At 62.9% G+C, this 14586-nt stretch carries 9 protein-coding genes and 4 tRNA genes; all 13 read left to right on the forward strand.

What is annotated here, in order from left to right:
• The first annotated feature begins 244 nt into the window (after positions 1-244).
• The 13 genes from MKD38_RS19435 to rpoC all read left to right on the forward strand — a co-directional run bounded on the left by MKD38_RS19435 (position 245) and on the right by rpoC (position 14551).
• Positions 245-330: transfer RNA gene (locus tag MKD38_RS19435), tRNA-Tyr, on the forward strand.
• Positions 331-381: 51 nt separating this feature from the next.
• A tRNA-Gly gene (locus tag MKD38_RS19440) sits at positions 382-455 on the forward strand.
• 39 nt (positions 456-494) lie between these two features.
• Positions 495-569 (forward strand) — tRNA-Thr (locus MKD38_RS19445).
• A 45-nt stretch (positions 570-614) separates the two neighbouring features.
• Entirely contained in the window at positions 615-1805 is a 1191-nt protein-coding gene (gene tuf, locus MKD38_RS19450; protein ID WP_252679083.1) for an elongation factor Tu, read from the forward strand.
• A gap of 83 nt (positions 1806-1888) precedes the next feature.
• A tRNA-Trp gene (locus MKD38_RS19455) sits at positions 1889-1964 on the forward strand.
• Between the two features lie 59 nt (positions 1965-2023).
• Entirely contained in the window at positions 2024-2404 is a 381-nt protein-coding gene (secE, locus tag MKD38_RS19460; protein ID WP_029049797.1) for a preprotein translocase subunit SecE, read from the forward strand.
• Positions 2405-2414: 10 nt separating this feature from the next.
• Positions 2415-2996 carry a transcription termination/antitermination protein NusG gene (gene nusG / locus MKD38_RS19465; protein WP_010810468.1) on the forward strand — a complete coding sequence of 194 codons (582 nt, stop codon included), beginning with the start codon at positions 2415-2417 and terminating at the stop codon, positions 2994-2996.
• Between the two features lie 162 nt (positions 2997-3158).
• Entirely contained in the window at positions 3159-3590 is a 432-nt protein-coding gene (gene rplK, locus MKD38_RS19470) for a 50S ribosomal protein L11 (protein ID WP_010810467.1), read from the forward strand.
• Entirely contained in the window at positions 3591-4286 is a 696-nt protein-coding gene (gene rplA / locus MKD38_RS19475; protein ID WP_252679084.1) for a 50S ribosomal protein L1, read from the forward strand.
• Between the two features lie 407 nt (positions 4287-4693).
• A complete protein-coding gene (gene rplJ / locus MKD38_RS19480) occupies positions 4694-5215 on the forward strand; it encodes a 50S ribosomal protein L10 (protein ID WP_115705207.1) in 522 nt (173 codons plus the stop codon).
• Between the two features lie 69 nt (positions 5216-5284).
• Positions 5285-5659, forward strand: coding sequence for a 50S ribosomal protein L7/L12 (gene rplL, locus MKD38_RS19485; RefSeq protein WP_010810464.1), 375 nt, complete (start codon positions 5285-5287; stop codon positions 5657-5659).
• A 429-nt stretch (positions 5660-6088) separates the two neighbouring features.
• Positions 6089-10195, forward strand: a complete 4107-nt coding sequence (gene rpoB, locus MKD38_RS19490; RefSeq protein ID WP_252679086.1) for a DNA-directed RNA polymerase subunit beta — start codon at positions 6089-6091, stop codon at positions 10193-10195.
• Between the two features lie 114 nt (positions 10196-10309).
• Entirely contained in the window at positions 10310-14551 is a 4242-nt protein-coding gene (gene rpoC / locus MKD38_RS19495) for a DNA-directed RNA polymerase subunit beta' (protein WP_116338083.1), read from the forward strand.
• Positions 14552-14586: the final 35 nt, after the last annotated feature.

The raw sequence follows: 14586 nt of genomic DNA on the forward strand, positions 1-14586 counted from the left end.
GCTTTTCCGTCGCCCGTTCGCGCGACGCCTCGCAACTCCGCCAGGCCGCTCCAGAGCCTCCAGGAGCCGTCCGACAAAGCCCCTATAGGGTGAGAACGCAGAAATCCAAACTGCGCTTGTGGGAGCGGTCAGGCAGCGCCAGACGCGAAGCCGGAACGGCCTCCCGATCCATGGCAGCACAGCATCCGCAACGGAAAGTGCTTGACAGGAGCGGCGAGGAAGCCCATAATCGATAGTTCTCTGCGGAGAGGTGCCCGAGTGGCTAAAGGGGGCAGACTGTAAATCTGTTGGCTTACGCCTACGCTGGTTCGAATCCAGCCCTCTCCACCAGAATGCAAGACAGCAGCCGGCAACGCCGGTGAAGAAGCAGGAAAGACCCGGGCGGGTGTAGCTCAATGGTAGAGCAGAAGCCTTCCAAGCTTACGACGAGGGTTCGATTCCCTTCACCCGCTCCAGTCGCGCGGTTGCTGTCATAAAGTAGTACGTCTAGTTTCGCCCATGTGGCTCAGTGGTAGAGCACTCCCTTGGTAAGGGAGAGGTCGGCAGTTCGATCCTGCCCATGGGCACCAAATACCACGCACTGGCAATATCGCTACCGAGACAGGAGTCGCGAAATGGCAAAGGAAAAGTTCGAGCGGACCAAGCCGCACGTGAACGTTGGTACGATTGGTCACGTTGACCATGGCAAGACCACGCTGACCGCAGCGATCGCCACGGTGCTGGCAGCGAAGTTCGGCGGTGCCGCCAAGAAGTACGACGAAATCGACGCAGCGCCGGAAGAAAAGGCCCGCGGTATTACCATCAATACCGCCCACGTCGAATACGAGACGGCCAACCGCCACTACGCGCACGTTGACTGCCCGGGCCACGCCGACTACGTCAAGAACATGATCACCGGTGCCGCCCAGATGGACGGCGCGATCCTGGTGTGCTCGGCCGCTGACGGCCCGATGCCGCAGACCCGCGAGCACATCCTGCTGGCCCGCCAGGTCGGCGTGCCGTACATCATCGTGTTCCTGAACAAGTGCGACATGGTGGACGACGCCGAACTGCTCGAGCTGGTCGAGATGGAAGTGCGCGAGCTGCTGTCGAAGTACGAGTTCCCCGGCGACGACACCCCGATCATCAAGGGTTCGGCCAAGCTGGCGCTGGAAGGCGACAAGGGCGACCTGGGCGAAGAAGCCATCATGCGCCTGGCCGAAGCGCTGGACACCTACATCCCGACGCCGGAGCGTGCCGTTGACGGTACCTTCCTGATGCCGGTGGAAGACGTGTTCTCGATCTCGGGTCGCGGCACCGTGGTGACCGGCCGTATCGAGCGCGGCGTGGTGAAGGTCGGCGAAGAAATCGAAATCGTCGGTATCAAGCCGACCGTGAAGACCACCTGCACCGGCGTGGAAATGTTCCGCAAGCTGCTGGACCAGGGCCAGGCTGGCGACAACGTCGGTCTGCTGCTGCGCGGCACCAAGCGTGAAGACGTCGAGCGCGGCCAGGTGCTGTGCAAGCCGGGTTCGATCAAGCCGCACACCCACTTCACCGGCGAGGTGTACATCCTGTCGAAGGACGAGGGCGGCCGTCACACCCCGTTCTTCAACAACTATCGCCCGCAGTTCTACTTCCGTACCACCGACGTGACCGGCTCGATCGAGCTGCCGAAGGACAAGGAAATGGTCATGCCGGGTGACAACGTGTCGATCACCGTCAAGCTGATCGCCCCGATCGCCATGGAAGAAGGCCTGCGCTTCGCTATCCGCGAAGGTGGCCGTACCGTCGGCGCCGGCGTCGTGGCAAAGATCCTCGACTAAGCTGTTCGATAGCGAATGCGGCACCAACCGGCCGCATTCGTTGCCAGAGGGGTTGGCGCAAGCGTCGACCCCGAAGTTGTTTTAGGGGTATAGCTCAACTGGCAGAGCGTCGGTCTCCAAAACCGAAGGTTGGGGGTTCGATTCCCTCTGCCCCTGCCAAATCAATCAGCCGCGTCGCGAGGAGCAATCGTGACGCGGCTTAGTCTCGTTTGCGAAACATGGCCAATCCCAATGTTGAAACCGTGAACGCCAACAGCGGCAAGTGGATGCTCGGCGTCGCGGTGCTGCTGGTGGTTGCCGGCGTCATCGGTTTCTATGCACTCGCACAGCAACCGTCCTATGTACGTGGCGCTGCGCTGTTCGGCGGTATTGCACTGGGCGTCGTCGTTGCACTGGTGTCTGCACCGGGCAAGGACTTCATTGGGTTCGCCAAAGAATCGTATCGGGAAGTTCGCAAGGTCGTCTGGCCGACGCGCAAGGAATCCGGGCAGATGACCGGACTGGTCTTTGTCTTTGTCGTCATCATGGCACTGTTCCTGTGGTCGGCGGACAAGCTCATCGAGTGGATTGTGTTTTCGCTCGTACTGGGCTGGAAATAAGAGGTAGCACATGACGGATAACGCTCAGCAGGAAACCACCGCGCCGGAATCGCCTTCGTCGAAGAAGCGCTGGTATGTCGTGCATGCCTACTCCGGCATGGAGAAGAGCGTGCAACGCGCGCTGCAGGAGCGCATCGAGCGCGCCGAGATGCAGGACAAGTTTGGCCGCATCCTGGTGCCGTCCGAGGAAGTGGTCGAAATCAAGGGTGGCCACAAGTCGGTCACCGAACGTCGTTTCTTCCCCGGCTACGTGCTGGTGGAAATGGAGATGACCGACGAGACCTGGCACCTGGTGAAGAACACCAGCAAGGTCACTGGTTTCGTGGGCGGCGCCCGCAATCGCCCGAGCCCGATTTCGCAGCGCGAAGTCGACAAGATCATGACCCAGATGCAGGAAGGGGTCGAGAAGCCGCGTCCAAAGACGCTGTTCGAAGTGGGCGAAATGGTGCGCGTCAAGGATGGCCCGTTCACCGACTTCAACGGCAACGTCGAAGAAGTGAACTACGAGAAATCGCGCCTGCGCGTCTCGGTCACCATCTTCGGGCGGGCCACGCCGGTCGAGCTCGAGTTCGGCCAGGTCGAGAAGGTTTAAGGAATTTGCCGGTTGTCGGCCGCAAGGTCGGCAACGGGCAACGGCAGTGCCCCAGGGCACTGCCAAAGAGGAGCGTGAGGCCGTGCCACCGGTGCGGCGACAGCGCGTTACGACTCAACAGGATCGCAACCCCTCCGTGGAGCGGTCCGGATTGGAGTAGAGATGGCCAAGAAGATCATTGGCTTTATCAAGCTGCAGATTCCGGCTGGTAAGGCAAATCCCTCCCCGCCCGTTGGTCCCGCACTGGGTCAGCGTGGTCTGAACATCATGGAGTTCTGCAAGGCGTTCAACGCCCAGACCCAGGGTATGGAACCCGGTCTGCCGGTGCCGGTGGTGATTACCGCCTTCGCCGACAAGAGCTTCACCTTCGTGATGAAGTCGCCGCCGGCGACCGTGCTGATCAAGAAGGCAGCCGGCATCACCAAGGGTTCGCCGAAGCCCCACACCGACAAGGTTGGCAAGATCACCCGCGCCCAGGCTGAAGAAATCGCCAAGGCCAAGAACGCTGACCTGACCGCCGCCGACCTGGACGCCGCCGTGCGTACCATCGCCGGTTCGGCTCGTTCGATGGGCATTACCGTGGAGGGTCTGTAAATGGCTAAGGTTTCCAAGCGCGTCGCCGCCAACAAGGCGAAGATCGAGCGTACCAAGTTCTACCCGATCGACGAGGCCCTGGGCCTGGTGAAGGGCTGCGCCTCGGCGAAGTTCGACGAGTCGATCGATGTGGCCGTGCAACTGGGCATCGACGCCAAGAAGTCGGACCAGGTGGTTCGTGGTTCCGTGGTGCTGCCCGCCGGTACCGGCAAGTCGGTGCGCGTGGCTGTGTTCGCTCAAGGCGAAAAGGCCGAGGCCGCCAAGGCCGCCGGTGCCGACATCGTCGGCATGGAAGACCTGGCTGAGCAAGTCAAGGCCGGCAACCTGAACTTCGACGTCGTGATCGCTTCGCCGGATACGATGCGTATCGTCGGTACGCTGGGCCAGATCCTGGGCCCGCGCGGCCTGATGCCGAACCCGAAGGTTGGCACCGTGACCCCCGACGTGGCCCAGGCCGTGAAGAACGCCAAGGCCGGTCAGGTCCAGTTCCGTGTCGACAAGGCCGGTATCATCCACGCCACCATCGGCCGTCGTTCGTTCGAAGACACCGCGCTGAAGAGCAACCTGTCGGCGCTGCTGGACGCGCTGGTCAAGGCCAAGCCGGCCACCAGCAAGGGCGTTTACCTGCGCAAGATCGCCGTCTCGTCGACCATGGGCGTGGGCGTGCGTGTCGACCAGGCTACGCTGGCAGCCTGAGCTGACGGCAAATTGCTGACCGGAACCCGATAACACCGGTCGGCAAGAAGAATTGAAGATCCCGGCCGATGGCGGGGGTCATCTCCGGACCGCAAGGAATGGAGCAAGGCTTTGGGCAGTGGTGTCGTGATGGATGCGCAAGCATTGGCGGCACTGCTGGTTATCAAAGACCGCTGGTGTCCTTGTCCGCGGCAGTGATGCGGAAAGGGCTTAATCGGTCGGAGCAGGAGCGAAGGCTTCACGCCTGAGCCATGTCTTCCGGCCAGCCAGCGCAGATGGCGCACCCGAAGGGATTGAAGCAACCGGGCACTGACCCGGCTGATTCGGGCCAATCGGACGCCGTTCGTTTGTGCTGACGTGAAGGCTCCGGTATTGCCGGAGACACAGCGTCATTTTGGAGCTTAACCGTGCCACTCAATATTGAAGATAAGAAGGCCGTCGTTGCTGAGGTCTCGGCGCAAGTCGCCAAGGCCCAGACCATCGTCGTCGCCGAATATCGCGGCATTGCGGTTGGCGATCTGACCAAGCTGCGTGCTACCGCTCGCCAGCAAGGCGTGTACCTGCGCGTTCTGAAGAACACGCTGGCCCGCCGCGCCGTCGAAGGTACGCCGTTTGCAGGCCTCGCAGAGCAGATGACCGGTCCGCTGATCTACGGTATTTCCGAAGATGCAGTGGCCTCGGCCAAGGTTCTGAACGACTTCGCCAAGACCAACGACAAGCTGGTCCTGCGCGCCGGGTCGTATGACGGCAAGGTTCTCGACGCTGCCGCCGTGAAGGCGCTGGCCTCGATCCCGAGCCGCGACGAACTGATTGCTCAGCTGCTGGGCGTGATGCAGGCACCGGTGTCGGGCTTCGCCCGTCTGCTGGCTGCCCTGGCCGCCAAGAAGGAAGAAGGCGCTCCCGCGGAAGCGGAAGCTGCCGGCGCCTAAGGCAATCCAGGCCGCGCATCGAAAGATCGCATTACCGATACCGAATCAAATCTAGTAGGAGTATTTCAAATGGCAATCACCAAAGACGACATCCTGGAAGCCGTTGGCGCGATGTCCGTGATGGAACTGAACGACCTGGTCAAGGCGTTCGAAGAGAAGTTTGGCGTGTCGGCTGCTGCCATGGCCGTGGCTGCTGCTCCGGGCGCTGGCGGTGCTGCTGCTGCCGAAGAGCAGACCGAGTTCAACGTGATCCTGGCCGAAGTCGGCGCCAACAAGGTCGGCGTGATTAAGGCTGTTCGCGAAATCACCGGTCTGGGCCTGAAGGAAGCCAAGGACCTGGTCGATGGCGCACCGAAGCCCGTCAAGGAAGGCGTGGACAAGGCCGCTGCTGCCGAAGCCAAGAAGAAGCTGGAAGACGCCGGCGCCAAGGTCGACGTCAAGTAATGCTGTACTCGCGTGCCCTCGCGGCACGCGAATGGGGCTGGCAAAGGGAAATTTCCCGGCGCCAGCCTTTTTGCGCTTGTGCGATTGTGTTTTAGTCACCACTCGGCACAGCGCCGATTGCGGAAAAAGTGATGTTTGCGATTCGCGGCGAGGTTCGATTTGCCGGCGATTCAGCAGAGGCCAAACATCAGTGGCACACTAAGTGGTTGCTGCTGATGTTTGTCTTCTGAACCGACTGCAGAAGACAAGTTTGGTCGGGTGTCCCCCGGGCGAGTACAGGCGTTGCGCTGAAGCGACGACCACACCGCCCGCAGCGTGCGGACACCGTCAGCCAGAGGTTGGTAGCGGCCAACCGCCAAATCCCCTCCCAGTCGCTGAACACCTCAGGCGCGGCCAGGTCCAGCCGTCCTGCGATGATTCGGAGATCCCATGGCGTACAGCTTCACCGAAAAGAAGCGCATTCGCAAAAGCTTTGCGAAGCGCGCTACGGTACATCAGGTTCCATTCCTGCTTGCCACCCAGATTGAATCCTACACCCAGTTCTTGCAAGCGGAAACGCCGACCGCGCGTCGCAAGACCGAAGGCCTCCAGGCCGCTTTCAACGCAATCTTCCCGATCTCCTCGCATAACGGGCTCGCCCGTATGGAGTTCGTCTCGTATCACCTGTCCAACCCGCCGTTCGACGTCAAGGAATGTCAACAGCGTGGCCTGACGTTCCATTCGGCCCTGCGTGCCAAGGTTCGCCTGATCATCAACGATCGCGAGAACCCGGGCAAGGTCAAGGAAGTGAAGGAGCAGGAAGTCTACATGGGCGAGATTCCGCTCATGACTTCCACGGGTTCGTTCGTCATCAACGGCACCGAGCGTGTCATCGTCTCGCAGCTGCACCGCTCGCCGGGCGTGTTCTTCGAGCACGACAAGGGCAAGACCCACAGCTCGGGCAAGCTGCTGTTCTCGGCACGTATCATCCCCTACCGCGGTTCGTGGCTGGACTTCGAATTCGATCCGAAGGACATCCTGTACTTCCGCGTCGACCGCCGCCGCAAGATGCCGGTGACGATTCTGCTGAAGTCGATCGGCCTGACCCCGGAACAGATCCTGGCGCACTTCTTCGTGTTCGACAACTTCACGCTGCAGTCGGAAGGCGCGCAGCTGGAGTTCGTGCCCGAGCGCCTGCGCGGTGAAGTCGCGCGCTTCGACATCGCCGACAAGAACGGCCGCGTGGTGGTCGAGAAGGACAAGCGGATCAACGCCAAGCACATCCGCGACCTGGACTCCGCCGGCACCAAGCTGATCAGCGTGCCGGAAGACTATCTGCTGGGCCGCGTGCTGGCCAAGAACATCATCGACCCGGATACCGGCGAGGTGATTGCCAACGCCAACGACGAGCTGACCGAAGCGCTGCTGGAAAACCTGCGCGAAGCCGGCGTCAAGCAGATTCAGACCCTCTACACCAACGACCTGGACCAGGGCCCGTACATGTCGCAGACGTTGCGCGTGGACGAGACCGCCGACCAGACCGCCGCGCGTATCGCTATCTACCGCATGATGCGCCCGGGCGAGCCGCCGACCGAAGAAGCCGTGGAAGCGCTGTTCCAGCGCCTGTTCTACAGCGAAGAGTCGTACGACCTGTCGCGCGTTGGCCGCATGAAGGTCAACAGCCGCCTGGGCCGCCCCAGCGGCGAAGGCGCCATGGTGCTGCAGGACGAGGACATCCTCGAGACCATCAAGATCCTGGTCAACCTGCGCAACGGCAAGGGCGAGGTCGATGACATCGACCACCTGGGCAACCGTCGCGTGCGTTGCGTTGGCGAACTGGCCGAGAACCAGTTCCGCGCCGGCCTGTCGCGCGTGGAGCGTGCCGTCAAGGAACGTCTGGGCCAGGCCGAGACCGAGAACCTGATGCCGCACGACCTGATCAACTCGAAGCCGATCTCGTCGGCGATCCGCGAGTTCTTCGGTTCGTCGCAGCTGTCGCAGTTCATGGACCAGACCAACCCGCTGTCCGAGATCACGCACAAGCGTCGTGTCTCCGCACTGGGCCCGGGTGGCCTGACCCGCGAGCGCGCAGGCTTTGAAGTCCGCGACGTGCACCCGACCCACTACGGCCGCGTGTGCCCGATCGAAACGCCGGAAGGTCCGAACATTGGTCTGATCAACTCGCTGGCACTGTATGCGCGCCTGAACGAGTACGGCTTCCTGGAAACCCCGTACCGCAAGGTCGAGAACAGCAAGCTGACCGACCAGGTCGACTACCTGTCCGCGATCGAGGAAGGCAAGTACGTGGTGGCGCAGGCCAACGCGACGGTCGATGCCGACGGCAACCTGACCGACGAACTGGTGTCGGCGCGTGAAGGTTCCGAGCGTGAAACCCGTATGGTGACGCCGGACCGCGTGCAGTACATCGACGTGGCGCCGTCGCAGATCGTGTCGGCCGCTGCCTCGCTGGTGCCGTTCCTGGAGCACGATGACGCGAACCGTGCACTGATGGGCGCGAACATGCAGCGTCAGGCCGTGCCTTGCCTGCGTCCGGACAAGCCGCTGGTCGGCACCGGCATCGAGCGCACCGTTGCGGTCGACTCGGGTACTGCCGTGCAGGCCATGCGTGGCGGCCTGGTGGACTACGTCGACGCGATGCGTATCGTGATCCGCGTGAACGACGACGAAGCCGTGGCCGGTGAAGTCGGCGTGGACATCTACAACCTGATCAAGTACACGCGCTCGAACCAGAACACCAACATCAACCAGCGTCCGATGGTCAAGGTGGGCGACCACGTGGCCCGCGGCGACGTCATCGCCGACGGCGCCTCGACCGACCTGGGCGAACTGGCCCTGGGCCAGAACATGCTGGTGGCGTTCATGCCGTGGAACGGCTACAACTTCGAGGATTCGATCCTGATCTCGGAGCGTGTGGTGGCCGAAGACCGCTATACCTCGATCCACATCGAGGAACTGTCGGTCGTCGCCCGCGACACCAAGCTGGGACCGGAAGAAATCACGCGCGATATCTCGAACCTGGCCGAAGCCCAGCTGGCGCGCCTGGACGAGTCGGGCATCACCTACATCGGTGCTGAAGTCGAAGCCGGCGACGTGCTGGTGGGCAAGGTCACGCCGAAGGGCGAGACCCAGCTGACCCCGGAAGAGAAGCTGCTGCGCGCGATCTTCGGCGAGAAGGCGTCGGACGTGAAGGACACCTCGCTGCGCGTGCCGTCGGGCATGAGCGGCATCGTGATCGACGTCCAGGTCTTCACCCGCGAAGGCGTGACCCGCGACAAGCGTGCCCAGTCGATCATCGACGACGAACTGAAGCGCTACCGCCTGGACCTGAACGACCAGCTGCGTATCGTGGAAGGCGACGCGTTCCAGCGTCTGGAGCGTCTGCTGGTCGACAAGACCGTCAACGGCGGTCCGAAGAAGCTGGCCAAGGGTGCCAAGATCACCAAGGAGTACCTGGCGGACATCGACAAGTACCACTGGTTCGACATCCGCCCGGCCGACGAGGAACTGGCTGCCCAGCTGGAAGCCGTCAAGGAAGCCATCGAGCAGAAGCGCCACGAGTTCGACCTGGCCTTCGAAGAAAAGCGCAAGAAGCTGACGCAGGGCGACGAACTGCCGCCGGGCGTGATCAAGATGGTCAAGGTGTACCTGGCCGTCAAGCGCCGCCTGCAGCCTGGCGACAAGATGGCAGGCCGTCACGGTAACAAGGGTGTGGTGTCGAAGATCGTCCCGATCGAAGACATGCCGTACATGGCGGACGGTACCCCGGCCGACATCGTGCTGAACCCGCTGGGCGTGCCGTCGCGGATGAACGTGGGCCAGATCCTGGAAACCCACCTGGGCTGGGCCGCACGCGGCCTGGGCCAGCGCATCGGCGACATGCTCAAGGCCTCGGCCAAGGCGCAGGAACTGCGCACGCTGCTCTCCCAGATCTACAACGAGAGCGGCAAGCCGGAAGACCTGGACAGCCTCTCCGACGCCGAAGTGCTGGAACTGGCGACCAACCTGAAGAAGGGCGTGCCGTTTGCGACCCCGGTGTTCGACGGTGCCCACGAGGACGAAATCCGCCGCATGCTGGATCTGGCTTACCCGGACGACGTCGCCCGCGAAAAGGGCCTGACGGCTTCCAAGCAGCAGGTCACGCTGCACGACGGCCGCACCGGCGAAGCGTTCGAGCGTCCGGTCACGCTGGGTGTGATGCACATGCTGAAGCTGCACCACCTGGTCGACGACAAGATGCACGCACGTTCCACCGGCCCGTACTCGCTGGTGACGCAGCAGCCGCTGGGCGGCAAGGCCCAGTTCGGTGGCCAGCGTTTCGGTGAGATGGAAGTGTGGGCACTGGAAGCCTACGGCGCGTCGTACGTGCTGCAGGAAATGCTGACGGTCAAGTCCGATGACGTGAACGGCCGTACCAAGGTGTACGAGAACATCGTCAAGGGCGAGCACTCGATCGATGCCGGCATGCCGGAATCGTTCAACGTGCTGGTGAAGGAAATCCGCTCCCTGGGTATCGACATCGACCTCGATCGCTACTGATCGAGACGATGCGGGTGCCGGCCACGGCGGGCACCCACCAGCGAAGGATTTCCCACAGATTGAATGCCACGGCACCGGACAGACTCCGGCGCGGTGGCGAAACAAGGAGTTGCAATGAAAGCATTGCTCGATCTCTTTAAGCAGGTACAGCAGGAAGAGCAGTTCGACGCGATCAAGATCGGCCTGGCCTCGCCCGAGAAGATCCGTTCGTGGTCTTACGGCGAAGTGAAGAAGCCGGAAACGATCAACTACCGTACGTTCAAGCCGGAACGCGACGGCCTGTTCTGCGCCAAGATCTTTGGCCCGATCAAGGACTACGAGTGCCTGTGCGGCAAGTACAAGCGCCTGAAGCACCGTGGCGTGATCTGCGAGAAGTGCGGCGTTGAAGTGACGCTGGCCAAGGTGCGCCGCGAGCGCATGGGCCACATCGAACTGGCCGCGCCGACCGCACACATCTGGTTCCTGAAGTCGCTGCCGTCGCGCCTGGGCATGGTCCTGGACATGACGCTGCGCGACATCGAGCGCGTGCTGTACTTCGAAGCATTCGTGGTGATCGAACCCGGCATGACCCCGCTCAAGAAGAGCCAGATCATGTCCGAAGACGACTACCTCGCGAAGTGCGACGAGTACGGCGAGGGCGAGTTCGTCGCCATGATGGGTGCCGAGGGCATCCGTGAACTGCTGCGCGGCATCGACATCGAGAAGCAGATCGAACAGATCCGCGCCGAGCTGCAGGCCACCGGTTCCGAAGCCAAGATCAAGAAGTTCGCCAAGCGCCTGAAGGTGCTCGAGGCCTTCCAGCGTTCGGGCATCAAGCCCGAGTGGATGATCCTCGAGGTGCTGCCGGTGCTGCCGCCCGAGCTGCGCCCGCTGGTGCCGCTGGATGGCGGCCGCTTCGCGACCTCGGACCTGAACGACCTGTATCGCCGCGTCATCAACCGTAACAACCGCCTGAAGCGCCTGCTGGAGCTGAAGGCGCCTGAGATCATCGTGCGCAACGAAAAGCGCATGCTGCAGGAAGCGGTTGACTCGCTGCTGGACAACGGCCGTCGCGGCAAGGCGATGACCGGTGCTAACAAGCGTCCGCTGAAGTCCCTGGCCGAAATGATCAAGGGCAAGGGCGGCCGTTTCCGTCAGAACCTGCTGGGCAAGCGCGTCGACTACTCGGGCCGTTCGGTCATCGTGGTCGGCCCGACGCTCAAGCTGCACCAGTGCGGCCTGCCCAAGCTGATGGCGCTCGAGCTGTTCAAGCCGTTCATTTTCCACAAGCTGGAAACGATGGGCATCGCCACCACCATCAAGGCGGCGAAGAAGGAAGTCGAAAGCCAGACCCCGGTGGTGTGGGACATCCTCGAAGAGGTGATCCGCGAGCACCCGGTGATGCTGAACCGCGCGCCGACGCTGCACCGCCTGGGCATCCAGGCGTTCGAGCCGGTGCTGATCGAAGGCAAGGCGATCCAGCTGCACCCGCTGGTCTGCGCGGCGTTCAACGCCGACTTCGACGGTGACCAGATGGCTGTTCACGTGCCGCTGTCGCTGGAAGCGCAGATGGAAGCCCGCACCCTGATGCTGGCCTCCAACAACGTGCTGTTCCCGGCCAACGGCGACCCGTCGATCGTGCCGTCGCAGGACGTGGTGCTGGGCCTGTACTACACCACCCGCGACAAGATCAACGGCAAGGGCGAGGGCATGACCTTTGCCGACATCAGCGAAGTGATCCGCGCCTACGAGAACAAGGAAGTCGAACTGGCTTCGCGCGTGAACGTGCGTATCACCGAGTATGAGCTGGTCGACAAGGACGCCGAAGGCGACGCGCGTTTCGCGCCCAAGATCACGCTGCAGGCCACCACGGTCGGCCGCGCGATCCTGTCCGAGATCCTGCCCAAGGGCCTGCCGTTCTCGGTGCTGAACAAGCCGCTGAAGAAGAAGGAAATCTCGCGCCTGATCAACACGGCGTTCCGCCGCTGCGGCCTGCGCGAGACCGTGATCTTCGCCGACAAGCTGCTGCAGTCGGGTTTCCGCCTGGCGACCCGCGCCGGTATCTCGATCGCGATCGACGACATGCTGGTGCCGCCGGCCAAGGAAAAGATCATTGCCGAGGCCTCGGCCAAGGTGAAGGAATACGACAAGCAGTACATGTCGGGCCTGGTGACCGACCAGGAGCGCTACAACAACGTCGTGGACATCTGGGGCGCCGCCGGCGACCAGGTGGGCAAGGCGATGATGGAGCAGCTCCAGCACGAAGACGTGGTCGACCGCGAAGGCAAGACCGTGAAGCAGGAGTCGTTCAACTCCATCTACATGATGGCCGACTCGGGCGCACGGGGTTCCGCCGCGCAGATCCGCCAGCTGGCCGGCATGCGTGGCCTGATGGCCAAGCCGGATGGCTCGATCATTGAAACGCCGATTACGGCGAACTTCCGTGAAGGCCTGAACGTTCTGCAGTACTTCATCTCGACCCACGGTGCCCGTAAGGGCCTGGCCGATACGGCACTGAAGACCGCGAACTCGGGTTACCTGACCCGTCGTCTGGTCGATGTGACCCAGGATCTGGTCGTGGTCGAAGACGATTGCGGCACCTCCAACGGCGTGGCCATGAAGGCCCTGGTCGAAGGCGGTGAAGTGATCGAAGCCCTGCGCGACCGTATCCTCGGCCGCGTGACCGTGGCCGACGTGGTCAACCCGGAAACCCAGGAAACCGCGATCGAGTCCGGCACGCTGCTGGACGAAGACCTGGTCGAGCTGATCGACAACATCGGCGTCGACGAAGTCAAGGTCCGCACCCCGCTGTCGTGCGACACGCGCTACGGCCTGTGCGCCAAGTGCTACGGCCGCGACCTGGGCCGCGGCGTGCTGGTGAACTCGGGCGAAGCGGTGGGCGTGATTGCCGCCCAGTCGATCGGTGAGCCGGGCACGCAGCTGACCATGCGTACGTTCCACATCGGTGGTGCGGCATCGCGTGCGGCAGTGGCCTCGAGCGTGGAAGCGAAGGCGACCGGTACGGTCCGCTTCACCGCGACCATGCGCTACGTGACCAACGCCAAGGGCGAACTGATCGTGATCTCGCGTTCGGGCGAGGCGCTGATCACCGACGACCATGGCCGCGAGCGCGAGCGCCACAAGATCCCGTACGGCGCCACGCTGCTGGTGCAGGACGGCCAGTCGATCAAGGCCGGCACGCAGCTGGCCACGTGGGACGCGCTGACGCGCCCGATCGTTTCGGAATACTCGGGCACGATCAAGTTCGAGAACGTCGAAGAGGGCGTGACCGTCGCCAAGCAGATGGACGAAGTGACGGGCCTGTCGACCCTGGTGGTGATCGACGCCAAGCGTCGCACGGCTGCAACCAAGGGCATCCGCCCGCAGGTGAAGCTGCTCGACGCCAACGGCCAGGAAGTGAAGATCCCGGGCACGGACCACTCCGTGACCATCGGCTTCCAGGTCGGCGCGCTGATTACCGTGAAGGACGGCCAGCAGGTGCACGTGGGTGAAGTGCTCGCGCGTATCCCGACCGAATCGCAGAAGACCCGCGACATTACCGGTGGTCTGCCGCGTGTGGCCGAGCTGTTCGAAGCGCGTTCGCCGAAGGACGCCGCCGTGCTGGCGGAAGTCACCGGCACGACTTCGTTCGGCAAGGACACCAAGGGCAAGCAGCGCCTGGTCATCACCGACCTGGACGGCAATGCGCACGAGTTCCTGATCGCGAAGGAAAAGCAGGTGCTGGTGCACGACGGCCAGGTGGTGAACAAGGGCGAAATGATCGTGGAAGGTCCGGCGGACCCGCACGACATCCTGCGCCTGAAGGGCATCGAAGAGCTGGCGCACTACATCGTCGACGAAGTCCAGGACGTGTACCGTCTGCAGGGCGTGAAGATCAACGACAAGCACATCGAGGTGATCGTGCGCCAGATGCTGCGCCGCGTCCAGATCGCCGACGTGGGCGACACCAAGTTCATCCCGGGTGAACAGGTGGAGCGCTCGGAACTGCTCGACGAGAACGACCGCGTGATCGCCGAAGGCAAGCGTCCGGCGACCTACGAGAACCTGCTGCTGGGTATTACCAAGGCGTCGCTGTCGACCGACAGCTTCATCTCGGCGGCATCGTTCCAGGAAACCACGCGCGTGCTGACCGAAGCCGCGATCATGGGCAAGACCGACGACCTCCGTGGTCTGAAGGAAAATGTGATCGTCGGCCGTCTGATCCCGGCCGGTACCGGCCTGGCCTATCACCGTGCCCGCAAGGCGCGCGAGGCCTCCGAGCGCGAACGCGCCCAGGCGATCGCCGAAGAAGAGCAGTCGCTCTTCATCGAGCCGCCGGTGGTGCAGGCGACCGAGGGCGAAGGCGACAACGCCTGATCTCGTAGCAGCAATGGCCGCCGCAAGGCGGACCA

This window comes from Cupriavidus sp. WGlv3 (assembly GCF_023952475.1).
Taxonomy (GTDB): domain Bacteria; phylum Pseudomonadota; class Gammaproteobacteria; order Burkholderiales; family Burkholderiaceae; genus Cupriavidus; species Cupriavidus phytorum.

Coding starts and splice junctions, on each gene's coding strand:
- tuf (WP_252679083.1), top strand. CDS start 615: ATGGCAAAGGAAAAGTTCGAGCGGACCAAGCCGCACGTGAACGTTGGT.
- secE (WP_029049797.1), top strand. CDS start 2,024: ATGGCCAATCCCAATGTTGAAACCGTGAACGCCAACAGCGGCAAGTGG.
- nusG (WP_010810468.1), top strand. CDS start 2,415: ATGACGGATAACGCTCAGCAGGAAACCACCGCGCCGGAATCGCCTTCG.
- rplK (WP_010810467.1), top strand. CDS start 3,159: ATGGCCAAGAAGATCATTGGCTTTATCAAGCTGCAGATTCCGGCTGGT.
- rplA (WP_252679084.1), top strand. CDS start 3,591: ATGGCTAAGGTTTCCAAGCGCGTCGCCGCCAACAAGGCGAAGATCGAG.
- rplL (WP_010810464.1), top strand. CDS start 5,285: ATGGCAATCACCAAAGACGACATCCTGGAAGCCGTTGGCGCGATGTCC.
- rpoB (WP_252679086.1), top strand. CDS start 6,089: ATGGCGTACAGCTTCACCGAAAAGAAGCGCATTCGCAAAAGCTTTGCG.
- rpoC (WP_116338083.1), top strand. CDS start 10,310: ATGAAAGCATTGCTCGATCTCTTTAAGCAGGTACAGCAGGAAGAGCAG.